Source organism: Pantoea graminicola, from assembly GCF_048452665.1.
Taxonomy (GTDB): Bacteria; Pseudomonadota; Gammaproteobacteria; order Enterobacterales; family Enterobacteriaceae; genus Pantoea.
Window position 1 is genome coordinate 562,235 of the sequence record NZ_JBLWSJ010000002.1, and the last position, 24,847, is coordinate 587,081.

Here is a 24,847-nt window from a genome sequence, read left to right on the forward strand (position 1 = left end):
GTTTACACCGCATGACGGCTTCTTCGCACCGCCTCGCAGCGCAACAATCAGAGAAACCGCATTTTCATCAGAAACGCGCTGTTGCAATGTTATGGGTTCACGTTACCGGTAGCAGAATTCGCCACAGACCGGCTGCAAGGCCTGAGGTGCTCCCTGTTCGCTGTCACTTTTCTTTTCAAGGAGTTTAGAGATGAACCAGCTAGAAGCCCTAAAACAGTTCACCACCGTGGTGGCTGACAGTGGTGATATCGAATCGATTCGTCATTATCACCCGGAAGATGCCACCACCAACCCGTCACTCATTCTGAAAGCGTCCGGTCTCGAAGGGTATAAGCACCTGATGGATGATGCGATTGAGTACGCGAAAAAGCAGGGTGGCAGCAAAGAGACGCAGATCATCAACGCCAGCGACAAAGTGGCGATTAATCTCGGTATGGAGATCCTCAAAAGCATACCGGGCCGTGTTTCGACCGAAGTGGATGCGCGCCTCTCCTTCGATCGTGGCATGTGTGTGACCAAAGCAGAAAAACTGATCAGGATGTATGAAGAGCACGGCATCGACCGCTCCCGCGTGCTGATCAAGCTGGCCTCCACCTGGGAAGGCATCCGCGCGGCGGAAGAGCTGGAGAAGAACGGCATCCAGTGTAACCTGACGCTGCTTTTCTCCTTTGCTCAGGCGCGTGCCTGTGCCGAAGCGGGCGTCTATCTGATCTCGCCGTTCGTAGGCCGTATCTACGACTGGTATAACTCGCGTAAACCGATGGAACCCTACGTGGCGGATGAAGATCCGGGCGTGAAATCCGTGCGTCGTATCTACGATTACTACAAAAAGCATCGTTACAGCACCATCATCATGGGTGCCAGCTTCCGTAAAGTGGAGCAGATCATTGCGCTGGCCGGCTGCGACCGCCTGACCCTCTCACCTAACCTGCTGGAAGAGCTGCAGAACAGCGATGCGCCGCTGGAGCGCAAGCTGGAGCCCTCTACCGAAGGCTTCCATCAGCCGTCGCCGCTCTCCGAAGCGGAGTTCCGCTGGGAACATAACCAGGACCCGATGGCCGTGGAAAAACTCTCTGACGGTATTCGTCAGTTCGCCGTTGACCAGCAGAAGCTGGAAGATGTGCTTGCCGCACGCCTGTAGTCTTCATTTTAGTCGGGCGGGACTTTCCCGCCCTGATGCTTAATAAGGGAGAACTTTATGTCCTCACGCAGAGAACTGGCAAACGCGATCCGTGCACTCAGTATGGATGCGGTACAGAAGGCAAACTCCGGCCACCCCGGCGCCCCGATGGGCATGGCCGATATCGCCGAGGTGTTATGGCGCGACTTCCTTCAGCACAACCCGACCAATCCCGCCTGGCTTGACCGCGACCGCTTTATTCTCTCCAACGGCCACGGTTCGATGCTGCTCTACAGCCTGCTGCACCTGAGCGGTTACGACCTGCCGATTGAAGAGCTGAAGAATTTCCGTCAGCTGCACTCTAAAACGCCGGGTCACCCGGAGATCGGCTACACCCCCGGCGTGGAAACCACCACCGGTCCGCTGGGCCAGGGGCTGGCGAACGCAGTGGGCTTAGCGATTGCTGAACGCACCCTGGCCGCGCAGTTTAACCGTCCGGACCACGAGATCGTCGACCACCACACCTATGTGTTTATGGGCGATGGCTGTCTGATGGAGGGGATTTCGCACGAGGTCTGCTCACTGGCAGGCACCCTGGGTCTGGGCAAATTAATCGGCTTCTACGACCACAACGGCATTTCGATCGATGGTGAAACCGAAGGCTGGTTCACCGACGACACTCATAAACGCTTCGAGTCCTATAACTGGCACGTCATCGGCGATATTGACGGCCATGATGCCGACGCTATCCGGGCGGCAATCGAGGAAGCGCAGAGCGTGACTGATAAGCCGTCGCTGATTATCTGCCGCACCATTATCGGTTTCGGTTCACCGAACAAGGCCGGTAAAGAGGAGTCGCACGGTGCCGCGCTGGGTGAGGCCGAAGTCGCCCTGACGCGTAAGCAGCTTGGCTGGAACTATCCGGCGTTTGAGATCCCGGCTGAAATCTATCAGCAGTGGGATGCCAGAGCCGCCGGAGCCGAGCGCGAAAAAGCCTGGAATGAGAAATTTGCGGCCTATAAAGCGGCCCATCCTGAACTGGCGAAAGAGTATGAACGCCGCATGAACGGCGAGATGCCTTCCACCTGGGAGACTGAAGCGACCCGCTTCATTCAGGAACTGCAGGCGAATCCGCAGAAAATCGCCAGCCGTAAAGCCTCGCAGAACTCGCTGGAAGCCTACGGCAAATTACTGCCTGAATTTCTGGGCGGTTCCGCTGACCTCGCGCCGAGTAACCTTACCATCTGGTCAGGCTCTAAATCGATTAAAGAGGACCCGGCCGGTAACTATATTCACTACGGCGTCCGTGAATTCGGGATGACGGCGATTGGTAACGGCATCGCGCATCATGGCGGTTTCGTTCCGTACACCGCGACCTTCCTGATGTTCGTGGAATATGCGCGTAACGCTGCGCGTATGGCGGCGCTGATGAAGGCCCGTCAGATTCTGGTCTACACCCATGACTCCATCGGTCTGGGCGAAGATGGCCCGACGCACCAGCCGGTTGAGCAGATCGCCAGCCTGCGCCTCACGCCGAACATGAGCGTCTGGCGTCCGTGCGATCAGGTGGAAACGGCGGTGGCGTGGAAAGCGGCGATCGAACGCCATCACGGTCCGACGGCGCTGATCCTCTCCCGTCAGAATCTGCTGCAACCGGAACGTACCCCGGCGCAGATCGACAACATCAAACGCGGCGGCTATGTATTGAAGGATTGCGACGGTACGCCGGACGTGATTCTGATCGCCACCGGTTCAGAGGTGGAGATTACCCTGGGCGCGGCGGAGAAGCTCACCTCGGGCGGTCACAAGGTCCGTGTCGTCTCACTGCCGTCGACTGATCTGTTTGATGCACAGGATGCCGCGTACCGCGAATCCGTTCTGCCTTCTGGCGTGAAAGCGCGTGTGGCGGTCGAAGCGGGCATTGCCGACTACTGGTTTAAGTATGTGGGCCTGGAAGGCGCGATCGTCGGTATGACCACCTTCGGTGAATCCGCGCCAGCGAGCGATCTCTTCGCGGAGTTTGGCTTCACGGTAGAGAACATCGTCAGCCACGCTGAAGCACTTCTGAAACCTGCATAATGCACTGGCCCTTTCCGTTGCGGCGGGAAGGGCCATTTCATCTTATTGTCCGCCACCGAAAAAAATCTCCCCGCCCCCCTTCACGCCCTGCGTAAACTGATTACTATAGAACACCTGTTTAATGCTGCCTCTGCACGGCTGTGCGTCTGTTCCTGCGGTTGTTTCCCCGGGCTGACACCCTGCTGACCGGGTCTGTTCCCGCCGGGTTAAGGCAGATTTCCACTGATTCTTATAGCGAAGCTACCTCCGTTGAACATGCGCACTCCCTATTTACTGGCCCTGATAGTTTTACTGCTTCCCCTGAAAAGCATGGCGCAGGTCGCGCCCGATCCGCTGCTGGCTTCACAGATTGTCGATCGCTATGCCGAGCATATCTTCTACGGCAGTGGCGCGACCGGCATGGCGCTGGTGGCGATTGATGGCAATCAGCGGGTCTTTGCCAGCTTCGGTGAAACCCGCCCCGGCAACAACATCCGTCCGCAGAAAGATTCGCTGATTCGCATCGCCTCGCTGAGTAAGCTGATGACCAGCGAGGTGATGGTGAAGCTGGCGGAGCGCGGACAGATTCGGCTCGACGATCCCCTGAGTAAATATGCGCCGCCCGGCACCCGCGTGCCCGCCTGGAACGGCCAGCCGATTCGCCTGATTAACCTTTCGACCCACACCAGCGGACTGCCGCGTGAGCAGCCTGGCGGTAAAGCGCAGCGTCCGGTCTTTGTCTGGCCGACACGCAGCGAACGCTGGAACTGGCTGTCGCACGCGAACCTCAAAGCAGCCCCGGGCAGCAGCGCTGCTTACTCTAACCTGGGCTACGATCTGCTGGGCGATGCGCTGGCACGCGCCAGCGGCACCCCCTATCCGGCGCTGTTTCAGCAGTTAATCACCCGCCCGCTCGGCATGAAAGATACCACCTTTACGCCATCGCCAGAGCAGTGCGGCCGCCTGATGGTGGCGGAAAAAGGGGCAAGCCCCTGCAACAACACCCTGGCGGCGATTGGCAGCGGCGGCGTCTACTCTACCCCGGATGACATGGGCCGCTGGATGCAGCAGTTCCTGAACTCTTCGGTTAACCACCGCACGCCGCAGATCGACCGGTTGCAGACGCTGATCTATCGTCGCGACCAGCTGAACAAAGTGGAAGGCATGGATGTGCCGGGCAAGGCGGATGCGCTGGGTATGGGCTGGGTCTATATGGGGCCGAAAAGCGGTCGCCCTGGCATCATCCAGAAAACCGGCGGCGGCGGCGGATTCATTACCTATATGGCGATGGTGCCGCAGCATAACGTGGGCGTCTTTGTGGTGGTGACCCGCTCACCGCTGACCCGCTTTACGCCGATGAGCGACGGCGTGAATAACCTGCTGGCCGAACTGGTTGGCAACCAGTCCGGCTCCCCGATGATGGTGCAGGCGATCCGCTAACGCTGCTGTACACCGCCATCAGGCTGGCTGACCCACAGGGTTGGCCAGTCGTCACTGCTGTGCCAGGCGTCACAGGTGGACTCTTCCGCATACTCCGCTAACACAAAGCGGGTGCCATCGAACTGCCAGCGTGTGGCGCTGCCGCAATCCCCCAGCCCCCGACCCTTGCCAAAGGTGTAAAGCTGACCGCTGGCCGCATCATAATCGGCGTTGATCAGCTCAAGCTGCCGATCACTGGCACCCGGTGGCGTGAACGGCAGCGTCAGCGTGATACCGCGCGCCACAAAAGGCGGGCTGCGCGTCACTTCAAATGCCAGATCGATCACGTTGTAGGCCCCCATCTCACAGCTCACCAGCAGCAGCGCGCGCTGGTCGGTCAGCGGTGCCACGCTGACCTCACGGCGCAGCGGGTCCAGCGAGCAGGCGTCGGTATTCACCCGCCAGGTGCCATAATCGATCAAGCCGCTGGTCTCTTCGCGCGTCAGTGCCGCAGGCGGCATCACGGCCGGCGGCAGAGGCGGCAGCGCAGGCGGCGGTGGAACGTCCCAGCTGGCGCGATTGCCACGCCTGACCCAGGCACTCATGCTGTTAATCCGCCCCTGTGTATCATCCATCAGTAGCAGGGCCGCTTTCATGCCCCGCAGGGAGATGAGTGCATTCGGGTCGTAGGTGAGCTGCAGGGCTTTCGCCTCCATTACCAGATCGAGAAATTCGTCGATGGCGATGGCGTTGCTGGTCGCGAGATGATGAGGTTCGACCGTCCAGTGCTTGAGGTCGGGTTTCAGACGGCGCTGATCGAGCAGCAGGTTATCTTTAAGCGGACCGCCAGGCAACGCCCCGCTGTAGGCGCTGCCGTAGTCGATTCGCAGCAACGGGCGATCGCTGACGCCCGCATGACGCGAAATCGTCATCACCAGCCCTTTGTCGCCCGGAATATTGCGTGCCACGCAAAAGGCCTCGTTGTTACAGGTGATTTGCCAGTCGTTGAATGACTTTTGCAACGGTTCCGCCTGACCAGAGGCAGCCCACAAAGATGGCAACAGCCACAGCGATTTCATCCAGTACGACATTAAGAAAATCGATCTCCGAATAGCCAGAGAGAAGAGGATAGCGCATCAATGCGCCAGGCAGAGTTCGCATTCTGTGAACCGGTGCAAAAAGCGCAGCTAACTGCTTAAAAAGCGTGCATAAAAGCATTAAGTTCTGCTGCTACTCTGCTCAGCACGATTAAAGGCCCGGTCAGGGCGTCAGCCAGCCCGCGATCAGCGCATGCTGTAACAGCATCACCGTTTTGCCGTCGCAGATCCGGCCATCGGCGACCATCGCCAGCGCCTCGGGGAAGCGCAGTTCCAGCACATCAATCGCCTCATCGTCGACGCCGCCGCCTGCGTTTTCGCGCAACGATTCGTGATATTCGGCGGCAAAGAAGTGGATCAGTTCCGTCACGCCGCCCGGCGACATGTAACAGGCATAGAGCTTCTCCACCTCGCCTACCGCATAGCCCGTCTCTTCAATCGCCTCTTTGCGGATGCAATCTTCCGGGGAGTCGTCGTCCAGCAAACCGGCACAGGCTTCGATCAGCATGCCGCCTTCGTTTCCGTTGACGTAGGTGGCGATGCGGAACTGGCGCGTCAGCACCACGCTATTCTTTTCACGGTTATAAAGCAGAATGGTCGCCCCGTTTCCGCGATCGTAAACCTCGCGTTTATGGCGGATCGGCTCACCCCGGCCATCGGTGATCTCATAGGTGTAGTTACGCAGTACAAACCAGTTTTCAGACAGGAGTTTGTCTTTGATAATGTTGATCTTAAAGGACACGATGACTCCGCTACCGCATACAGGGAGCCTGTCATCATAGGGGCTGGCTGGCGGAAAAACTATCCTATTTTCACCCGCCGCGTGGCGGGCGGCGCGCATAAAAAAGGCCAGCCCGGAGGCTGGCCTGATCGCGGCAGGGCCGGTTAGCGTGAGGTGTCGTCAGCCAGCTGTGCAGGCTTCGCATCCTCTTCATGGTGATCGTGTTCTGTCGCGGCAATCGCGTTCACACGCTTACGCACTCCGAACCATCCCAGCACCAGTACCACGGCAATCAGCGGAATGGAGGCGATGGTATAGGTGCCGTTCGGGTAGTCAAACGCCATCAGTACCAGCACGCTGAACAGGAACAGCAGCGTCAGCCATGAGGTAAACGGCGCACCCGGCAGCTTGAAGCTGACATCATCCGCCTTGCCCTCTTTGATCGCTTTGCGCAGACGGAGCTGGCAAATCACGATAAAGGCCCAGGAGGAGATGATGCCCAGCGAGGCGATGTTCAGCACGATCTCAAACACCTGAGAAGGCACGTAGTAGTTCAGCACCACACCGATCACGTAGACGCAGATGGTGACCAGGATACCGGCGTAAGGCACCTGCTGACCGTTCATCTTTGACATAAATTTCGGCGCAGAACCGCCCATCGACATGGAGCGCAGGATACGTCCGGTGGAGTAGAGGCCCGAGTTAAGGCTGGAGAGCGCCGCGCTCAGCACCACAATGTTCATGATACTGCCGATGTAGGGCACGCCGAGCTTCGAGAAGAAGGTCACGAACGGACTCTGACCCGCCTGGTAGGCGTTCCACGGCAGCAGCAGCACCAGCAGAACCACAGAACCCACGTAGAACAGGCCGATACGCCAGATCACGCTGTTAATCGCTTTCGGCAGCATGGTTTTGGGATCTTTACACTCTCCCGCAGCCGTGCCCACCAGCTCGATAGAGGCAAAGGCGAATACCACACCCTGGATCAGCACCAGCGCAGGCAGCAAGCCGTGCGGGAACAGACCGCCATTATCGGTGATCAGATGGAAGCCGGTGCTGTTGCCATCCAGCGGTTTGCCAGTGCCCAGGAAGATGACACCCACCACCAGGAAGACCACAATCGCCAGCACTTTGACCAGCGCGAACCAGAACTCCATCTCGGCGAACCATTTCACACCGATCATGTTCATGGTGCCGACAATCGCCAGCGCACCCAGCGCAAAGACCCACTGCGGCACATCGCCAAACGCGCCCCAGTAGTGCATGTAGAGCGCCACAGCGGTGATGTCGACGATGCCGGTCATCGCCCAGTTGACGAAATACATCCAGCCGGCCACATAGGAGGCCTTTTCACCGAGGAACTCACGGGCATAAGAGACGAAGCTGCCACTGCTCGGACGGTGTAACACCAGTTCGCCCAGCGCACGCAGAATAAAGAAGGAGAAGATGCCACAGACCAGATAGATAATGGCTAACGCAGGGCCGGCAGCCTGTAAACGGCCCCCTGCGCCCAGGAACAAACCGGTACCGATGGCACCGCCGATCGCAATCATCTGTACGTGACGGTTACCCATCGCCTTCTGGTAACCGGCGTCATGAGAGTTGAGCCAGCGTCGTTTCGCAGCGCGCATCTCGCCTGGGGTTTTCTTTATAGATTTCATAGCATTCCTGTTTGTCCGAACCATCAGTCGTTGCTACCCCAGTGCAGGCGTAATGCTCTGTGAAATGGGGTATTTCCTCTATGCGTTGGCCAGTGAGTGAGTGCCAGGCAACGCGGGAATTTACGGCGATGAATCCTACCCGTTCTGCAAGAACGAAGCAAAATATACCGGGCGAATGCACAGGCTGATTTGTAAGAATCCATCCTGATGCACAAAAACAAAAAAACCGGCCAATTCAGGCCGGTAAACGCTACAGGGATGGAAACAGGAGGGTAAGGTTAGCGGTAAATCTCTGCGGTTCCGCTCCAGAGGCTGGAGTCGCCGGGGTTATCGACACCGATCACGCGGTAGTGACTGGCGCCCATCTCCTCCGCTTTTTGCGACAGCTGGCGGCTGGCGTCATCCAGTGAGCCACGTACACCGGATACCGATACGCTGCCGAGGCTCTGCATGTTCTGCGCCTGAGAAGGGTCGACCGGCGCGGCGGCAAAGGTACCAAATGAGGTGGCAGCCAGAAGTGCGCCCGCCAGTGCAACAGTCAGTTTTTTCATTGGGTGCTCCTTAATCTGCATTCAGGGATTGAGGTGGTGAGTAATGACTGGAGAAATTATTGGCGCTGCAATGAAAAGCAACATCGGGCCGATGTAAACCTGTTCGTTTTTTAGCCGCCAAACCGCAGCTATTCCTGGGAACTGTCAGTTGCGGTCATTTTGTGTGCGATGTGTAATGCCCTGTGCGATAAACAGGGAATGGATCATTGGCGTGAGGTGACGGCCCTCTTATAATTCCCACACTTCAGACAGGGCTATTCATGTGATTGTTAAACGTTCCGTAACTCAGAGCATCGCTCAGGCGCTCAGCGCCATCGTTCTGCTGTCGCTGCTGACCACCGGCCTGGCACTCGTCACGCTGCTCAGCAGCCAGCGTGATGCAGAGGCGATCAATCTGGCGGGCTCGTTGCGTATGCAGAGCTATCGCATGGCCTGGGATGCCAGCCGTCAGCCGCAGAATCTGCCTGTTCATCTGGCACGCTATCAGCAAACGCTGGATGCCCCGGTGTTGCAGAAACTGGATCGGCCCTGGGTACCTCGTGAAGTAAGCGTTCGCTATCAACGTCTGCGCGCCGCCTGGCCCGCGCTGCAGCAGCAGCTACAGCAGGAAAACATTGCGGCTTATCAGCAGCAGATCCCAATCTATGTCGGCGAAATCGACCGCTTTGTGCTGAGCCTGCAACGCTATACCGAACTGAAGATGCACCTGGTGGCCGCCAGCAGTCTGGTGGGGGTCATTGCGATTGTGGCGCTGGCGCTGATGACGATTCGCTTTACCCGTCAGCAGGTGGTGCGCCCTCTGAATGCGCTGGTCACGGCCAGCCGTTACGTCGAGAGCGGCAATTTCGCTTTTCCGCCGCTAGAGGTGGAGCAGCAGAATGAACTGCGGGTACTCTCGCACGCCTTCAGCGGCATGGCGGCACGTCTGCACTCGCACTACCAGCTGCTGGAAAGCACGGTACGCGCGAAAACGGAAGATCTGACCCAGGCCAATCGCACCCTGTCGCTGCTCTATGAAAGCTCCCAGATGCTGACCGCCAGTCCACTGCATCCGGCGCTGTTTGAAGCGGTATTAACCACGGTGCTGCAGCGCGAGAAGCTGAGGGCCATCCGGCTCGACAGCAAACAGTTTTCGTTCTCCGCCGGTAGTGAACAGGCCGCCGGTGAGTGGCACGCCCTGCCGTTGCAGCAGGCCGATCAGCCGATTGGCGAACTGCGCTGGCAGATCGCCGCTCTCTCTCCGCCGGAGGCGCTGATGCGCAGCCTGGCGGGGATGCTGGGACGAACACTCTGGATCTGGCAGACGCAGCAGCAGTACCAGCAGATGCTGCTGATTGAAGAACGCACCACGATCGCCCGCGAGTTACATGACTCGCTGGCGCAGTCCCTCTCCTTTTTACGCATCCAGCTGACCCTGCTGCGCCGCACCGTGAATAAAGAGGACCACGCCGCACATACCATTATCGCGGATTTCGATCAGGCGCTGGCCGACGCCTATCGCCAGCTGCGTGAGCTGCTGACCACTTTCCGTCTCACCATCGAACAGGCAGATCTGGTTGCGGCGATGGAAGCAATGATCGCCTCGCTGCAGGAGAAGAGCAGCGCAGCGATCGAATTTAACTATCAGCGCGGCCTGCAGACGCTGGAGGCGCAGCAGCAGGTACATCTCCTGCAGATTGCCCGGGAGGCGTTACTGAATGCCATCCGGCACGCCAGCGCCAGAGTCATCCGGGTGGATTATCAGCACAGCGATAAAGGTGAGCACTTACTGACAATTACGGATGATGGCACGGGGATCGGCAGCACGAAGGAACCGCCCGGCCACTACGGACTGACGATTATGGCGGAACGCGCCCAGCGCCTCGGCGGCGAGCTGACCATTCTCGCCCGGGAGCGCGGCACCCAGGTTGCGCTGCGCTTTCCACCGCAGCCCGCACGCGCGCTGGAGTAGCGCGCCGGGCCCGATTAAAACGATCCTTTAGCCTGACAGCAGACGTTACGGGACAGCACAGACAGTGCCCCCCCCCCTGCGCCGTCATCGTCTGAAACCGAAAACAGGAGAAACTATGCAACAGCCCGCTTTAACCCTGATGATTGTGGATGACCATCCGCTGATGCGCCGCGGTGTGCGTCAGCTGCTGGCGCTGGAGCCCCGTTTGTCGGTGATTGCCGAAGCCAGCAACGGCACCGAGGCGCTGGCAGAGGCACGCCGTCAGGAACCTGACATCATTCTGCTGGATCTGAATATGAAGGGCCTGTCCGGGCTGGATACGCTGAAGGCGCTGCGTCAGGATGGCATTCATTCACGCATTCTGGTGCTGACGGTCTCCGACGCCCGCAGCGATATTTTTGCCATGGTGGACGCCGGTGCCGACGGCTATCTGCTTAAGGACAGCGAGCCGGATATCCTGCTGGAACATATCCTGCAGGCATCGCGTGGTGAGAAGGTGTTCAGCGACGGCGTTGCCAGCTATCTGTCCAGTCGTCAGCACAGCGCCGATCCGCTGCGTCAGCTCACCGAACGTGAGCGGGATGTCCTGCAGGAGGTGGCGCGCGGCCTGTCGAATAAGGAGATTGCCGCCATTCTGCATATCTCGGAAGAGACCGTGAAAGTGCATATCCGCAATCTGCTGCGCAAGCTGGATGTCCGCTCACGGGTGGCGGCCACGGTGATGTGGCTGGAAAGCCGCAAATAGCCAACGAATTTACACTTTCTCCTCAATTTCTCCACGATTTCCCCCGCCGCCGCACGTAGAGTAAATGGCGGAGGAGAATCGTGGCAAAGACCATCCGATTGTCTGCCAGTGCGCCCGTGGCTGGTGGGGCTGACCGAGTATAATAAATACTGAGGAGTGTCGATTTAATGTCGAATTTCTTTATCGACCGCCCCATCTTTGCCTGGGTGCTGGCGATTCTGCTCTGTCTGTGCGGAGCCCTGTCGATCATGTCACTGCCTGTGGAACAGTATCCCGACCTGGCGCCGCCCAACGTGCGGATCACCGCTAACTATCCGGGCGCGTCCGCTCAGACACTGGAAAATACCGTCACCCAGGTGATCGAGCAGAACATGACCGGCATCGACAACCTGATGTACATGTCCTCCAACAGCAGTAACACCGGCCAGGCGCAAATCACCCTCACCTTCCGCGCCGGCACCAATCCCGATGAAGCCCGTCAGCAGGTGCAGAATCAGCTGCAGTCGGCGCTGCGTAAATTGCCGCAGGCGGTGCAGTCGCAGGGCGTTACGGTCAACAAAACCGGTGACAGCAACATTCTGATGGTGGCCTTTGTCTCCACCGACGGCAGCATGGATAAGCAGGATATTTCAGACTATGTGGCCAGTAATATTCAGGATCCGCTGAGCCGCATCGACGGCGTGGGTCAGGTTGACGCCTACGGCTCACAGTATGCGATGCGCATCTGGCTCGATCCCAACAAACTGATCGCCTACGCGCTGACCACCAATGATGTGGTCAGCGCCATTCAGTCCCAGAACAGTCAGGTGGCCGTGGGTCAGGTGGGTGGCCTGCCGTCGGTGGAGAAACAGGCGCTGAACGCCACGGTGAACGCCCAGTCGATGCTGCAGACGCCCGAGCAGTTCCGGGCGATTACTTTAAAAAACAATCCCGACGGTTCCGTGGTCACGCTGGGGGATGTCGCCAGCGTGGCGCTGGGTGCCGAGAAGTATGATTATCTGAGTCGCTACAACGGTCAGCCTGCCTCTGGCCTGGGGGTGAAGCTTGCCTCCGGCGCCAACGAGATGAACACCGACAAGCTGGTGCGGGCGCGCATTGAGGAGTTATCGCACTACTTCCCGCACGGGCTGGAAGCAAAAATTGCCTATGAAACCTCCCCGTTCGTTAAGGCGTCAATTACGGACGTGGTAAAGACGCTGCTGGAGGCGATCGTGCTGGTCTTTGGCGTGATGTATCTGTTTATGCAGAACTTCCGCGCCACCCTGATCCCGACGATTGCGGTGCCGGTGGTGCTGTTCGGCACTTTCAGCGTGCTCTACGCCTGCGGGTTCAGCATCAATACTCTGACCATGTTTGCCATGGTGCTGGCGATCGGGCTGCTGGTGGATGACGCCATCGTGGTCGTGGAAAACGTGGAACGACTGATGCAGGAAGAGGGACTTTCGCCCCGCGCCGCCACACGAAAATCGATGGGGCAGATTCAGGGTGCGCTGGTCGGCATCGCGCTGGTGCTCTCTGCGGTGTTTGTGCCGATGGCTTTTTTCGGCGGCACCGTCGGGGCCATCTATCGTCAGTTCTCGATTACCATCGTCTCGGCGATGGTGCTGTCCGTGCTGGTGGCGATGATCCTGACCCCGGCGCTGTGCGCTACGCTGCTGAAACCGGTCGCCGGGGGCGATCCGCACGCGCGGCGCGGCTTCTTCGGCTGGTTTAACCGTCACTTCAATCGCAACGCAGACCGCTATGAGCGCGGTGTGGCGGCGCTGCTGCGACGGGGCGGTCGCTGGCTGCTGCTCTATCTCGCCCTTATCGGCCTGATGGCCTTCCTGTTTCTGCGTCTGCCCACCTCATTTCTGCCGCTGGAGGATCGCGGGGTCTTCCTGACACAGGTTCAGCTTCCGGCTGGCGCCACGCTTGAGCAGACGGCCAGCGTGGTAGCGAAGGTCGAAAACTACTACCTGACGGAGGAGAAGGCGAACGTGCTGTCGGTCTTCGCCACCATCGGCGCTGGTCCGGGTGGCAATGGGCAGAACGTGGCGCGCCTGTTTGTGCGGCTGAAAGACTGGGAAGCGCGACCCGGCGCTGATCGCACCTCTTTCGCGATTATTGAACGCGCGACCCGGGCGTTTCAGAAGATCACCGAGGCGCGGGTGATTGCCAGCAGTCCGCCCGCCATCACCGGCATGGGCAGCAGCTCCGGCTTCGATATGCAACTGCAGGATCATGCGGGCATCGGCCATACTCAGCTGATGGCGATGCGCGACCGGCTACTGGAGATGGCGGGTAACGATAAGGCGCTGTCACGGGTGCGTCACAATGGTCTCGATGACAGTCCGCAGCTGCAGATTGATGTGGATGCGCGTAAAGCGCAGGCACTGGGCGTCTCGCTGGATACCATCAACGACACCCTGACCACCGCCTGGGGCTCCAGTTACGTCAATGACTTCCTGGATCGCGGCCGGGTGAAAAAGGTCTATGTGCAGGCCGCCGCCGAATTCCGCATGCTGCCGGATGACATCAACAAATGGTACGTGCGCAACAGCAGCGGCGGCATGGTGCCCTTCTCCGCCTTTGCCACCAGCCGCTGGGAGACCGGCTCACCGCGACTCGAACGCTACAACGGCTACTCCTCGCTGGAGATTGTCGGTGAAGCGGCCAGCGGCGTCAGCAGCGGCACGGCGATGGATGAGATGGAGAAGCTGGTGAACGCGCTGCCGCTGGGCGTGGGGTTCCAGTGGACCGGTGCCTCCTATCAGGAGCGGCTCTCCGGCTCCCAGGCTCCGGCGCTCTATGCCATTTCACTATTGGTAGTGTTCCTCTGCCTGGCCGCACTGTATGAGAGCTGGTCGATCCCCTTCTCGGTGATGCTGGTGGTGCCGCTGGGGGTGGTCGGCGCGCTGATTGCCACCTGGCTGCGCGGCCTGGAAAACGATGTCTACTTCCAGGTGGGTCTGCTGACGGTGGTAGGCCTCTCCGCGAAAAACGCCATCCTGATTGTGGAATTTGCCAACGAGATTAACAGTAAAGGCCGTGAACTGGTGGAATCAACGCTGGAGGCGTCACGTCAGCGCCTGCGGCCGATTCTGATGACCTCGCTGGCCTTTATCTTCGGGGTGCTGCCGATGGCTATCAGCAGCGGAGCAGGCTCTGGCAGCCAGCATGCTGTGGGAACCGGCGTGATGGGTGGGATGATCTCTGCCACTCTGCTGGCGATCTTCTTTGTGCCGCTGTTCTTTGTGCTGGTCCGCCGTCGCTTCCCGCTGAAAGAGAAGCCGCAAGACTAGCGCCCAATAAAAAAGCGGCCACTGAAATCAGTGACCGCCTTGTTTCTGTGTGTGGTAAGAATTCCAGCAAGCGGGATGGTCCTGCTATTCCCGAGGTGGGTTACTTGTTACGTAACATCGCTTCGATAAATTCTTTCCAGGTTCCCATTTCGGTGTCAATCATGATGCCCTCTCTTATTGTGATGGCAATGTTACGCCTTTTTTTTATTCAGGTGAATACGGTTACACCTGTTAACTTTATCGGCAGCAGCACGAAAAACATGAATGTTGCTGATTTTGTAAGCTGACGCACATTTCAGCAACTGACTGAGGCGGTTGAAATTAATTTTTTTTAAGCCCAGCGGTAGACGATTTTATCAACATAGCGAAATTCTTAATGTGCCAATGATGACAAACGTAATGATTGCAGATGAAATTGATAGCGATTACCCACTGAGAAACGGCGCATGGCCGCCGGTTCATTCGGGGCCGTTTCCCGCGTCCGCGCAGATGCCGCAACGGATCACACTATGCTAAACTCGCGCTCTGGCTGCTTTTTTCAGCTTAACGCTCAACATGACAATAAGGATCAGGCGATGTGCACGCAGTGGGTGATGTTCGGGATTAAAAATTGCGACACCATAAAAAAAGCCCGGCGTTTTTTAACGGCGGCGGGTATCGACTATCACTTTCACGACTACCGTGCCGATGGCCTGAGCGAAGCCCTGCTGCAGGCGTTTATCGATGCGCTGGGCTATGAGGCGCTGCTCAACACCCGTGGCACCACCTGGCGCAAACTGCCCGACGCTGAGCGTGAAGCCGTCACCGACGCCAGCAGCGCCCGCGCACTGATGCTGGCCCATCCCGCCATGATTAAGCGTCCACTGCTGCGCACTCCGGATGGCACCCTGCTCGCCGGTTTTAACGAAGCCACCTATCAGAATGCTATCCAGGAGAAGTCATAATATGTTTTGCCCGGTCATTGAGCTGACGCAGCAGCTTATTCGTCGCCCCTCTCTCAGCCCCGATGATGCCGGCTGTCAGGCTCTGCTGATCGCCCGTCTTGAAGCCATTGGCTTTAAGATCGAAACCATGAACATCGACGACACCCTGAACTTCTGGGCCACCCGGGGCGAAGGGGAAACGCTGGCATTTGCCGGCCATACCGATGTGGTGCCGCCTGGCGATGCCAGTCGCTGGATCAATCCGCCGTTTGAGCCCACCATCCGCGACGGCATGCTGTTTGGTCGCGGTGCGGCTGACATGAAAGGGTCGCTGGCGGCGATGGTGGTCGCGGCCGAACGCTTTGTGGCGGCGCGTCCGCATCACAGAGGACGGCTCGCCTTTATGATCACCTCGGACGAAGAGGCCAGCGGGGCCAATGGCACAGTAAAAGTGGTGGAGCGGCTGATGGCGCGCCGGGAACGGCTCGACTACTGTCTGGTCGGCGAGCCCTCCAGCACCGAAGTCGTTGGTGATGTCGTGAAGAATGGCCGTCGCGGTTCAATCACCGCCAACCTGACCATTCACGGTGTGCAGGGCCACGTCGCCTACCCGCATCTGGCAGATAACCCGGTGCATCGGGCGATGCCTGCGCTGAATGAGCTGGTGGCAACCGAGTGGGATCAGGGGAATGAGTTTTTCCCGACGACCAGCATGCAGATTGCCAATGTGCAGGCGGGCACCGGCAGCAACAACGTGATCCCCGGTGAGCTGTTTGTGCAGTTTAACTTCCGCTTCAGCACCGAACTGACCGATGAGTTGATCCGTCAGCGGGTGGCAGAGCTGCTGGATCGTCACCAGCTGCGTTACACCATCGAGTGGAAACTCTCCGGTCAGCCCTTCCTGACCGCACGCGGTAAGCTGGTTGATGCCGTTGTAAAAGCTGTAGCGCACTATAATGAAATTAAGCCACAGCTGCTGACCACGGGCGGCACCTCCGATGGCCGCTTTATTGCCCGGATGGGTGCGCAGGTGGTGGAGCTGGGGCCGGTGAATGCCACCATTCATAAAATCAATGAGTGTGTGAAAGCCTCCGACCTGCAGATGCTGAGCCGGATGTACCAGCGCATCATGGAACAACTGATCGCCTGACGGCGGTTTAAAGGAGCAGCAAATGGAATTTATTAAAGATTACTGGTGGATCCTGGTGATCCTGCTGATGGTTGGCGTGCTGATGAACGTTTATAAAGATCTGAAACGCATCGATCACAAAAAGTTTATGGAGAACAAACCGGATCTGCCGCCGCATCGTGATTTCAACGATAAGTGGGATGACGAAGACGACTGGCCGAAGAAGAAGTAAATGAAAAAAGCCCCTGTGATGCAGGGGCTTTTTTTACATCATCGCGATCACATCATCGTCGCCGGGTTTTGCGCCGCTCAGCGCCTCATCGAAGTAGCGTTTCGGCACCGTATAACGCAGATGATTGAGCGCCAGTTCCATGCTGCGGTGGTCGATAGCGTGGCCCAGATCGTCAACGATATCCAGCGTCACGTCGCCGCCGCGGGCAATCAGACGCTGCTCCGCCTGCTGCGCATGATGCAGCGGGATCTGCTCATCGTAATCACCGTGGATCAGATGGATCGTGGTGCGGGTCGTGGCCTTTTCCGGCAGCGTAATGAACCGCCCGTTAAAGATCACCGCACGACTCGCCAGATCGGCATGCGCCTTAACCCCTTCCAGCACCATACTGCCGCCCTGCGAAAAGCCGATTAAGGCGGTCGCCTCCGACCGCACGCCACTCTTCTTCTGCCAGTGACGCACCGACTCCACGAATTGCGGCATCGCCGCATCCACCCGCTGCTGGATAGTCTGATCGTGCAGGTCCGTTTCACCGAACCACTGACGCACTGCGCCCGGCGAGCCGACGGAGACCACCAGCGCCTCCGGGAAGCTCCTGGCAAACCAGCTGCCGATTTCACCCATTGAATCGGGGTTATCGCCGACGCCGTGGTAGAGCAGAAATAGCTGAGCGGCGGTGGCTGGCTGTTGAACGATTACATATTTCAGTGTCATGTTGACCTCCTGAAGCCACTCTACGCCGCCTGACGCAAAATGACAGGGGGATTATTTGAACCCGCTGGTCGAATTATTTCAACGGCAGGCAGAGCTGCTCCGCTGTCACACCCAGGGAATGGAGTCCGGCTGCAGCTCGCTGACGCAGCACCGCAATCAGCGCTTTACGTCCGCTGACGCCCGCCTGCTGAGCGAGTTCGCTAAGCGCGTCAGGGGTTGTCACCGCCGCCAGCAGCAGTGGATCGGGCACGGCAGCAGCCTCCACCAGACGCTGCAGCACCGGCAGGCTTGCTTCCAGTGGCCGCTGCGCCCAGGCAAAACCGGCGGCCAGCTGAATATCCTGATCGTTCAGGCCGTCATCCGCGACGGTTTCCAGCGTCAGTTCCAGCTCAAGAAAGTGTTGCATCCGTGGCCAGTCGCGCGCCAGCTGCGCGACGGCGCGGCGCTGCAATGCGTTGCCCGCCGCCGAACAGGGCCGCATCGCCATCGCGGCGTAGCAGCCGCTGCTGGCTTCACGCTGGGTACCTATCCGCACCAGCGTAAAACCACAGGCGCGCCAGAAGGCCCAGAGTGAATGAGTGTAGCCGAAGCTGACGGAAAGATAGTCGTGCCCGGCGGCCGCGCTGGCCGCGGCGGCCACCAGCTGCTGCCCGATGCCCTGACGACGGCTCTCCGCCGCCACGGCTATGCGGCTGATCCGCAGCGACCGCAGGGTCGCCGCCTCCGGCAGTCCCGCGTGCGCCGCCAGCGACTGCGCTACCAGATTGCCCCGGGGTCGCCGGGTGCCCGCCCAGACCGCCTGCGCCAGGTCCGGCTCCAGCCCGCCCTCCTCCACCAGCCAGAGCGCGCCCTGCAGGGCGGACAGCGAGCCAGCGCGCCACAACTGCATACCGGGCGCATCCAGCAGGCGGCGCAGATCGAGCGGCGAGGTGCGATAGTGTGCGCTGGTGAGCAGACGGTAAGCGGACTCCAGCGCGCTGAAATCGCCCGGTGCTACCCGCTGCGGCGTGACCGGCGCAGCGGATGCCGGTTCGACCGCCGCCGCATCCTCAAACAGCAGCGCCTGATTCAGCCACTGCTCCAGCGGGTCGGCACGCGACCAGCGCAGAGGCTCATCCAGCGTAAAATAGTGCACGTCCGCCAGTCCGGCGCAGAATTTCAGGATAAAGCCGCGCCCGCTGCCTTCGTAGCCCTGAACGGTGGTCGTCAGCAGAACGCGGGGATAGCGGCCGACCAGCGCCTGCAGCAACGGCGCCGGGATGGCCGCAGCCTCATCCACAATCAGCCACTCCGCCGCGGGCGGCGTCTCCAGCGCCAGCAGCGCATCCGGTGCCATAAAGTGAAACTGCTCAGCGGCAAAGGCAGCCAGCACCGTCGTGGAGGCTCTGGCGGGGGCCGTGACCAGACAGGCACCCGCCTGGCGCGCCAGCATTCCCGCCAGCGCCGATTTACCGCGGCCCCGCGCCGCGGTCAGGACCGCCACACCCGAGGGCATAGCCATTAGCTGATCGAGTATCGCCCGCTGCTGCTGCGGTGCCTGGCAGTGCCATCGCGGCCACGCGGGCCGGGACGGAAACCGGCAGGGCTGATGCTGACGCGCCAGCAGGAGCTGGTCGTCCGCCGTGATGAGCTGTTGCAGATGATGAACAAAATGCGGCGTGGCGATGGGGCTGGCAACGTCCCCCCAGCGCAGGCTGTCACCATCGGGCTGCTGCGGCCACTGATCCCAGGGCGGCACCAGCAGCAGGAGCCAGCTTCCGGCGGTGAGCGTACCAGCCAGCGCCGCGAACGCCTCGGCGTGAAAGCCGTAACGGGCGTCGAACAGGGCATGACGAAATTCACGGCCAAGCAGCGTGCGAACCGCAGCAGGCGGTACGTGCAGAGCCGGTGCGTCAGCCGGATCCGCAAATAGCGGTGCCGGACTGACGATCGGCCAGTCACCCGCGAGCGTGTGACGCCACTCTGCCGCCTGCGATAAACACCAGGCCGGGTCGCCGCTGATCACCGCCAGACGACGCACACCGGCCTGTTCCATCTCCTGCGTCAGACGCTGCAAAGGCATCAGTTGCTGGCGAAGGTGTCGCACTGTCCCGGATTGCCACCGTCAAAACCGCGCTTAAACCAGGTGTAACGCTGCTCGGAGGTGCCGTGGGTAAAGCTGTCCGGCACGACGCGGCCCTGACCTTTCTGCTGCAGCCGGTCATCACCAATCGCCTCGGCGGCATTCAGTGCTTCCTGCAGGTCGCCCGCCTCAAGGATATTTTGCTGCTGCATATAGTGTCCCCAGACGCCGGCAAAGCAGTCTGCCTGCAGCTCCATCTTCACAGAGAGCTGATTGACCTGTTTCTGACTGGCGCCCTGCTGCATCTCACGCACTTTCGGTTCAATACCCAGCAGCTTCTGAACGTGATGGCCCACTTCATGCGCGATGACATAGCCCTGCGCAAAGTCGCCGCCCGCGCCGAGTTTAGTTTTCATCTCGTCATAGAAAGAGAGGTCGATATAGACGGTCTGATCGGCAGGACAGTAGAACGGCCCCATTACCGACTGTCCGGTGCCGCAGCCGGTACGGGTTGCGCCGCGATACATCACCAGTTTCGGGGCGACATACTGTTTATTCATCTGCCGGAACAGTTTGTCCCAGGTATCTTCGGTGGTCGCCAGAATGACTTTGGTGAATTTCGCGGCCTCTTCATCATTGGCGCTGACGCTGCGCGTCTGCTGCTGACTGGTCGGTGCCACCTCGCCCCCCGTCAGCAGCGCGGTCAGGTCGTAGCCGTAATAACCGGCAATGGCCACCACAATCAGAATGACAATGCCACCTTTGCCGCGCGGCAGACGAATCTGACGGCCTCCGCCGCCAAAACCGGACGATTGACCACGACGGTCCTCTACATTGTCGCTTTCGCGACGCCCTTGCCAGCGCATGCTGTATTCCCTCAGACATTTTCAGATGGCATGATTTTAGTTGTGTGACGACGCAATCACCAGCTTTACGCCAAAATGAAAAAGGAGAGCCGGGGCTCTCCTTTTGCGGCGGTGCGCTGGGCAGACTCAGTCGAGTGTGACACCCAGACGCTGCGCGACCGCTTCATAGGCTTCCACCACGCCGCCGAGGCTCTGACGGAAGCGATCTTTATCCATTTTGTCGAGCGTCTCTTTGTCCCACAGGCGGGCACCGTCTGGCGAAAACTCATCGCCCAGCGTCACTTCGCCGTTAAACAGGCCAAACTCCAGCTTGAAGTCGACCAGGATCAGGCCCGCATCGTCGAACAGTTTGCTCAGCACGTCGTTAGCTTTAAAGGTCAGCTCCTGCATACGCGCCAGGTTCTGTCTGCTGACCCAGCCGAAGGTTTCGCAGTAGGATTCGTTGACCATCGGGTCATGCTTTGCATCATCCTTCAGGAAAAGATCAAACAGCGGCGGATTGAGCACCATTCCCTCTTCCACGCCCAGACGTTTTACCAGCGAGCCTGCGGCGCGGTTGCGAACCACGCACTCTACGGGCACCATCTCCAGCTTCTTCACCAGCGCTTCGGTATCCGACAGCAGCGCTTCCATCTGGGTCGGGATCCCCGCTTCCTGCAATTTGGTCATGATGAAGTGGTTAAACTTGTTGTTAACCATTCCCTTGCGATCAAACTGCTCGATTCGGGCGCCATCACCTGCTGACGTATCATTGCGGAATTCGAGTATCAGCAGATCCGGGTTATCGGTGCTGTATACGGTTTTCGCTTTACCGCGATACAACTCAGCTCGCTTTTGCATCTTGTTCACTCCAGACTTGAAATAACGGGTGGTGAGCGGCCAGTGCCGCTGCGGCGATTGCCTTGACGCAATCGTTTACTTCGCCGCGCGCTATTATGCCAAAAACAAAAAAAAAAGGCCGGAGAATCTCCGGCCTGAGGCAACTTTATTTGTTCAGCGCCGCCTGGAACACAGCCACCAGCGCATCGTTCTGCGACTGGGTCAGCACATGCCCTTTCGGGTCGATGAATTGCAGACTGGTGCGGTTGTCGAGATCGCCGACCTGCACCTTGTAATCGCCGTTCGGCAATTCAGGATCTTTCGCGCCAATCTCATCCCATTCGCTGCTGCTCAGTGACTTATAGGTCACCTTCATGCTGCCGGTTGAGCGGGTGGTATCCGTGACTTCCATGCCGACACGCTTCATCGCATCCGGCAGACGCTGCCAGGCCGTGTTGTACGGTGACCGCAGGATCAGCATCGGCAGGCCGGTGTCGTCCGCGCCGCTCTGCACGTCAATCGATCCGGTCACGCGGCCGGAGGCGGCGTTTTCACTGGCCGTTTCGATCTTATCCAGACCGGTACTGAGATCGTTCAGCATCTGTGCGGTGTAACGCTGGATCTGCACCGGCGAAGTGACGGTTTTACCCGCCTGCTGCAGTTCCAGCAGACGCACGGTCACCTGCTGCTGATAGCTCTGGGACTGCACGCTGATCTGGTAACGACCACGATACTGCTGGTCTTCATCGGCGCGGTTCCACTGCACCCAGTCGGTCGTCAGCTGCTGGCCTGCATCATTACGTGAAGCGATAGGGAAGTTGTAAGACTGTACAACGTTAACGAGCTGAGGCCAGACTGAACCCCGGCTGTTTTCAATCATCAGTGCGCCGCTGTTGTTGCTGAACTGTGCGCGGGTGCCGTTCATCAGCGCCAGCGGCTGGGCTGGCGGACGAATGTCGAGCTGTTTGCCGACCGGTGCCTGGCTGGCGGTGCGCGGCACGTCATAGTCACCGCGCTGAACCGGCAGGATCATGCCGGCAGGCGCTTTGAGCTCGCTCAACTGGCTGGCTTCAAGATAAGATTCGTCGCCGCTGACCTGACGTTTATAACGCTGATCGCTGGAACAGGCCGACAACAGCATCAGAGTAGAAAGGCCCACTACTGTGGCGACTGTTGACCGCTTTACTGAGTAATTCATTCAAACTCCCTAAATTATCGCAAACCCGCTTTCACCAGCGCCTGCTCCACTTTCGGCTGGCCGGCTGCAGTCAGTGGCGTCATTGGCAGACGCAGCGTGTCGTTAGCGATTAATCCTAGCTGTTTCGCAGCCCATTTCACCGGGATAGGATTGGGTTCACAGAAAAGCGTCTGGTGCAGGTGCATCAGACGCTGATTCAGGCGGCGAGCCTCGACGAAATTGCCCTGCTGTGCGAGTTGACACAGTTCAGCCATTTCGCGCGCAGCCACGTTTGCCGTCACCGAAATGACGCCTTTGCCGCCCAGTTGCATAAAGTCCAGTGCAGTCGCGTCATCGCCACTGACCAGAATGAAATCGTCATCAACCAGCTCTTGGATCTGACTAACCCGCGATAAGTTCCCGGTCGCCTCTTTGATTCCGATAATATTTTTGATTTCGGCCAGGCGGGCGACGGTTTCCGGCAGCATGTCACACCCGGTGCGCGAAGGCACGTTGTAGAGCATCTGCGGCAGGCTGGTGCTGTTCGCGATGGCTTTAAAGTGCTGGAACAACCCTTCCTGCGTCGGGCGGTTGTAATAAGGCGTGACGGTCAGGCAGCCCACCACACCGGAATGTTCAAAACGCTTCGTCAGAGAGATGCCTTCAGCGGTGGCGTTGGCGCCGGTTCCGGCAATCACCGGAATACGGCCATCGGCCAGTTCCAGGGTCAGCATCACCACATCACCATGTTCTTCATGGCTCAGGGTAGCGGATTCGCCTGTGGTGCCCACGGAAACGATCGCCGCGGTGCCGCTGGCGACATGATAATCAATCAGTTTTTTCAGACTCGACCGGCAGACATTACCGCTGTCATCCATTGGCGTAACGAGTGCAACAATACTTCCCGTAAACATTGGCGATCCCCTCGACAAACAAGTGCTTCATGGTACGTTTTACACTTAGGGAAAAGCAAGCCAGCCTCGCTATTCCCGCGCTTGTCAGCAGTTTTTTTTATGTTTACCTTATGGTTATTAGCGAAAGCAGAGGAAAAGCCATTTTGTCGCCATCTCAGCCCCATCATCTGGTGATCACCGCCCTCGGTGTTGACCGTCCGGGTATCGTCAATACCATTACCCGACACGTCAGCAGCTGCGGTTGCAATATCGAAGATAGCCGTCTTGCCATGCTTGGGGATGAGTTCACCTTTATTATGCTGCTGTCGGGCAGCTGGAACGCCATTACGCTGATTGAGTCGACGTTGCCGCTGAAAGGCGCAGAGCTGGAACTGCTGATCGTGATGAAGCGCACCAATGCCCGGCTGCGTCCGCCAATGCCCGACACCGCGTTTATTCAGGTTGAGGTCGCCGATTCGCCGCATACCATTGAACGCTTTACCGATCTGATCGATAAACATCAGATGAATGTGGCGGAACTGGTGTCGCGCATTATACCCGCGCAGCGCGAATTGCCGCCAACGCTCTATATTCAAATGACAGCCCATTGTCCGACACGGACCAGCGGCACAACGTTTGAGCAGGCGTTTAACGCGCTCTGTCAGGAGCTGAATGCGCAGGGGTCGCTGCGCCTCTATAGCGCATCAGATGCCGACAGCAGCGAATCTGTGAGCGCAGTACGCTAAGCTTGGTCTGTAAGCCGGAGGTATTTCTCCACATGACTGGCGGCTGAGTATGCGGCTATGTGGTGAAATACCCCTGAAGGTGATTTTGCCTCTGGCCGTTTCTGGCCGGATAGTGTATTACCCACAGCCTGAATAAAAAAATGGAGAGATGTGATGAATCCACTGAAAGCCGGAGATACCGCACCCGCATTTAGCCTGCCCGATCAGGATGGTGAACACGTAAATCTGACCGACTTCCAGGGACAGCGCGTTCTGGTCTACTTCTACCCGAAGGCGATGACACCGGGCTGCACCGTGCAGGCGTGCGGTCTGCGTGACAATATGGATGAGTTGAAGAAAGCGGGCGTGGAAGTGCTGGGTATCAGCACTGACAAACCAGAAAAACTGTCACGCTTTGCTGAAAAAGAGCTGCTGAACTTTACCCTGCTCTCAGATGAGAATCATGAAGTCTGCCAGGCGTTTGGCGTCTGGGGTGAAAAAACGTTCATGGGGAAAACCTATGACGGTATTCATCGCATCAGCTTCCTGGTCGATGCTGAAGGCAAGGTTGAAAAAGTCTTTGATAACTTTAAAACCTCGAATCATCATGACATGGTGCTGGAGTACGTTAAGTCAGCCTGATGTTCAGGGGCGCGGCCGTTGAGCCGCGCCCTGCCTGCCCCGCGTTATCCCTGCGCTG

Annotated in this window: 22 protein-coding genes; 11 read left to right on the forward strand and 11 right to left on the reverse strand. The window is 58.8% G+C overall.

Going from position 1 to position 24,847, the window contains the following annotated elements; genetic code table 11:
• Positions 1-190 precede the first annotated feature (190 nt).
• From tal to ampH, 3 genes are all read left to right on the forward strand, one after another.
• On the forward strand, positions 191-1,141 hold the full coding sequence (gene tal / locus ACNY69_RS06650; RefSeq protein WP_111139349.1) for a transaldolase: 951 nt from the start codon (positions 191-193) through the stop codon (positions 1,139-1,141).
• A 57-nt stretch (positions 1,142-1,198) separates the two neighbouring features.
• A complete protein-coding gene (gene tkt, locus ACNY69_RS06655; RefSeq protein ID WP_111139348.1) occupies positions 1,199-3,199 on the forward strand; it encodes a transketolase in 2,001 nt (666 codons plus the stop codon).
• A gap of 255 nt (positions 3,200-3,454) precedes the next feature.
• The gene (ampH, locus tag ACNY69_RS06660; protein ID WP_418797667.1) at positions 3,455-4,618 is read left to right on the forward strand and encodes a D-alanyl-D-alanine-carboxypeptidase/endopeptidase AmpH; all 1,164 of its coding nucleotides are present in this window, start codon (positions 3,455-3,457) and stop codon (positions 4,616-4,618) included.
• Here ampH and ACNY69_RS06665 read toward each other — a convergent pair.
• The 5 genes from ACNY69_RS06665 to ACNY69_RS06685 form a co-directional block, all read right to left on the reverse strand.
• Positions 4,615-5,619, reverse strand: coding sequence for a DUF1176 domain-containing protein (locus ACNY69_RS06665; protein ID WP_233498974.1), 1,005 nt, complete (start codon positions 5,617-5,619; stop codon positions 4,615-4,617). The genes ampH and ACNY69_RS06665 overlap by 4 nt on opposite strands.
• Entirely contained in the window at positions 5,582-5,758 is a 177-nt protein-coding gene (locus ACNY69_RS06670) for a hypothetical protein (RefSeq protein ID WP_233498973.1), read from the reverse strand. The genes ACNY69_RS06665 and ACNY69_RS06670 overlap by 38 nt, the downstream gene beginning before the upstream one ends.
• A gap of 99 nt (positions 5,759-5,857) precedes the next feature.
• Positions 5,858-6,436, reverse strand: a complete 579-nt coding sequence (nudK, locus tag ACNY69_RS06675; protein ID WP_111139345.1) for a GDP-mannose pyrophosphatase NudK — start codon at positions 6,434-6,436, stop codon at positions 5,858-5,860.
• Positions 6,437-6,579: 143 nt separating this feature from the next.
• Positions 6,580-8,076 carry an L-asparagine permease gene (gene ansP, locus ACNY69_RS06680; protein WP_111139344.1) on the reverse strand — a complete coding sequence of 499 codons (1,497 nt, stop codon included), beginning with the start codon at positions 8,074-8,076 and terminating at the stop codon, positions 6,580-6,582.
• Positions 8,077-8,354: 278 nt separating this feature from the next.
• Positions 8,355-8,627, reverse strand: a complete 273-nt coding sequence (locus ACNY69_RS06685) for a YdgH/BhsA/McbA-like domain containing protein (protein ID WP_111139343.1) — start codon at positions 8,625-8,627, stop codon at positions 8,355-8,357.
• Positions 8,628-8,889: 262 nt separating this feature from the next.
• Between ACNY69_RS06685 and narQ the strand changes: the two genes are divergently transcribed.
• The 6 genes from narQ to ACNY69_RS06715 all read left to right on the forward strand — a co-directional run bounded on the left by narQ (position 8,890) and on the right by ACNY69_RS06715 (position 16,891).
• Positions 8,890-10,578 carry a nitrate/nitrite two-component system sensor histidine kinase NarQ gene (gene narQ, locus ACNY69_RS06690; protein ID WP_367395686.1) on the forward strand — a complete coding sequence of 563 codons (1,689 nt, stop codon included), beginning with the start codon at positions 8,890-8,892 and terminating at the stop codon, positions 10,576-10,578.
• A gap of 115 nt (positions 10,579-10,693) precedes the next feature.
• Positions 10,694-11,323 (forward strand): response regulator, encoded by a 630-nt coding sequence (locus tag ACNY69_RS06695; protein WP_111139341.1) that lies wholly within the window; start codon positions 10,694-10,696, stop codon positions 11,321-11,323.
• Positions 11,324-11,490: 167 nt separating this feature from the next.
• Positions 11,491-14,607 (forward strand): multidrug efflux RND transporter permease AcrD, encoded by a 3,117-nt coding sequence (gene acrD, locus ACNY69_RS06700; RefSeq protein ID WP_111139340.1) that lies wholly within the window; start codon positions 11,491-11,493, stop codon positions 14,605-14,607.
• Between the two features lie 575 nt (positions 14,608-15,182).
• A complete protein-coding gene (locus ACNY69_RS06705; RefSeq protein ID WP_111139363.1) occupies positions 15,183-15,551 on the forward strand; it encodes an ArsC family reductase in 369 nt (122 codons plus the stop codon).
• Position 15,552: 1 nt separating this feature from the next.
• Positions 15,553-16,680: a succinyl-diaminopimelate desuccinylase gene (gene dapE / locus ACNY69_RS06710; RefSeq protein WP_111139339.1), complete on the forward strand. Its 1,128-nt coding sequence runs from the start codon at positions 15,553-15,555 to the stop codon at positions 16,678-16,680.
• Positions 16,681-16,702: 22 nt separating this feature from the next.
• Positions 16,703-16,891 carry a YpfN family protein gene (locus ACNY69_RS06715; protein WP_111139338.1) on the forward strand — a complete coding sequence of 63 codons (189 nt, stop codon included), beginning with the start codon at positions 16,703-16,705 and terminating at the stop codon, positions 16,889-16,891.
• 33 nt (positions 16,892-16,924) lie between these two features.
• Here ACNY69_RS06715 and ypfH read toward each other — a convergent pair whose 3' ends face one another.
• The 6 genes from ypfH to dapA all read right to left on the reverse strand — a co-directional run bounded on the left by ypfH (position 16,925) and on the right by dapA (position 23,443).
• Entirely contained in the window at positions 16,925-17,605 is a 681-nt protein-coding gene (gene ypfH, locus ACNY69_RS06720; protein ID WP_418797671.1) for an esterase, read from the reverse strand.
• A gap of 73 nt (positions 17,606-17,678) precedes the next feature.
• Positions 17,679-19,667: a tRNA(Met) cytidine acetyltransferase TmcA gene (locus tag ACNY69_RS06725; protein ID WP_418797673.1), complete on the reverse strand. Its 1,989-nt coding sequence runs from the start codon at positions 19,665-19,667 to the stop codon at positions 17,679-17,681.
• Positions 19,667-20,533, reverse strand: a complete 867-nt coding sequence (ypfJ, locus tag ACNY69_RS06730) for a KPN_02809 family neutral zinc metallopeptidase (RefSeq protein WP_111139335.1) — start codon at positions 20,531-20,533, stop codon at positions 19,667-19,669. The genes ACNY69_RS06725 and ypfJ overlap by 1 nt, the downstream gene beginning before the upstream one ends.
• Positions 20,534-20,659: 126 nt before the next feature.
• Positions 20,660-21,373: a phosphoribosylaminoimidazolesuccinocarboxamide synthase gene (gene purC, locus ACNY69_RS06735; RefSeq protein ID WP_111139334.1), complete on the reverse strand. Its 714-nt coding sequence runs from the start codon at positions 21,371-21,373 to the stop codon at positions 20,660-20,662.
• A gap of 145 nt (positions 21,374-21,518) precedes the next feature.
• A complete protein-coding gene (gene bamC, locus ACNY69_RS06740; RefSeq protein WP_111139333.1) occupies positions 21,519-22,550 on the reverse strand; it encodes an outer membrane protein assembly factor BamC in 1,032 nt (343 codons plus the stop codon).
• Positions 22,551-22,564: 14 nt separating this feature from the next.
• Complete coding sequence (gene dapA, locus ACNY69_RS06745) at positions 22,565-23,443, reverse strand: 4-hydroxy-tetrahydrodipicolinate synthase (protein WP_111139332.1); 879 nt, start codon at positions 23,441-23,443, stop codon at positions 22,565-22,567.
• A gap of 143 nt (positions 23,444-23,586) precedes the next feature.
• Here dapA and ACNY69_RS06750 point away from each other — a divergent pair, with 143 nt between their 5' ends.
• Positions 23,587-24,168: a glycine cleavage system transcriptional repressor gene (locus tag ACNY69_RS06750; RefSeq protein WP_111139331.1), complete on the forward strand. Its 582-nt coding sequence runs from the start codon at positions 23,587-23,589 to the stop codon at positions 24,166-24,168.
• 153 nt (positions 24,169-24,321) lie between these two features.
• Positions 24,322-24,789 (forward strand): thioredoxin-dependent thiol peroxidase, encoded by a 468-nt coding sequence (gene bcp / locus ACNY69_RS06755; protein WP_111139330.1) that lies wholly within the window; start codon positions 24,322-24,324, stop codon positions 24,787-24,789.
• Positions 24,790-24,847: the final 58 nt, after the last annotated feature.

Excerpts from the sequence above, each read along its gene's own strand:
- ansP (WP_111139344.1), bottom strand. The coding sequence starts at position 8,076 with ATGAAATCTATAAAGAAAACCCCAGGCGAGATGCGCGCTGCGAAACGA.
- ypfH (WP_418797671.1), bottom strand. The coding sequence starts at position 17,605 with ATGACACTGAAATATGTAATCGTTCAACAGCCAGCCACCGCCGCTCAG.
- tkt (WP_111139348.1), top strand. The coding sequence starts at position 1,199 with ATGTCCTCACGCAGAGAACTGGCAAACGCGATCCGTGCACTCAGTATG.
- ACNY69_RS06725 (WP_418797673.1), bottom strand. The coding sequence starts at position 19,667 with ATGCCTTTGCAGCGTCTGACGCAGGAGATGGAACAGGCCGGTGTGCGT.
- ACNY69_RS06705 (WP_111139363.1), top strand. The coding sequence starts at position 15,183 with ATGTGCACGCAGTGGGTGATGTTCGGGATTAAAAATTGCGACACCATA.
- ampH (WP_418797667.1), top strand. The coding sequence starts at position 3,455 with ATGCGCACTCCCTATTTACTGGCCCTGATAGTTTTACTGCTTCCCCTG.
- bcp (WP_111139330.1), top strand. The coding sequence starts at position 24,322 with ATGAATCCACTGAAAGCCGGAGATACCGCACCCGCATTTAGCCTGCCC.
- acrD (WP_111139340.1), top strand. The coding sequence starts at position 11,491 with ATGTCGAATTTCTTTATCGACCGCCCCATCTTTGCCTGGGTGCTGGCG.
- dapA (WP_111139332.1), bottom strand. The coding sequence starts at position 23,443 with ATGTTTACGGGAAGTATTGTTGCACTCGTTACGCCAATGGATGACAGC.
- ACNY69_RS06685 (WP_111139343.1), bottom strand. The coding sequence starts at position 8,627 with ATGAAAAAACTGACTGTTGCACTGGCGGGCGCACTTCTGGCTGCCACC.
- purC (WP_111139334.1), bottom strand. The coding sequence starts at position 21,373 with ATGCAAAAGCGAGCTGAGTTGTATCGCGGTAAAGCGAAAACCGTATAC.
- ypfJ (WP_111139335.1), bottom strand. The coding sequence starts at position 20,533 with ATGCGCTGGCAAGGGCGTCGCGAAAGCGACAATGTAGAGGACCGTCGT.
- ACNY69_RS06670 (WP_233498973.1), bottom strand. The coding sequence starts at position 5,758 with ATGCGAACTCTGCCTGGCGCATTGATGCGCTATCCTCTTCTCTCTGGC.
- bamC (WP_111139333.1), bottom strand. The coding sequence starts at position 22,550 with ATGAATTACTCAGTAAAGCGGTCAACAGTCGCCACAGTAGTGGGCCTT.
- ACNY69_RS06695 (WP_111139341.1), top strand. The coding sequence starts at position 10,694 with ATGCAACAGCCCGCTTTAACCCTGATGATTGTGGATGACCATCCGCTG.
- dapE (WP_111139339.1), top strand. The coding sequence starts at position 15,553 with ATGTTTTGCCCGGTCATTGAGCTGACGCAGCAGCTTATTCGTCGCCCC.
- tal (WP_111139349.1), top strand. The coding sequence starts at position 191 with ATGAACCAGCTAGAAGCCCTAAAACAGTTCACCACCGTGGTGGCTGAC.
- ACNY69_RS06715 (WP_111139338.1), top strand. The coding sequence starts at position 16,703 with ATGGAATTTATTAAAGATTACTGGTGGATCCTGGTGATCCTGCTGATG.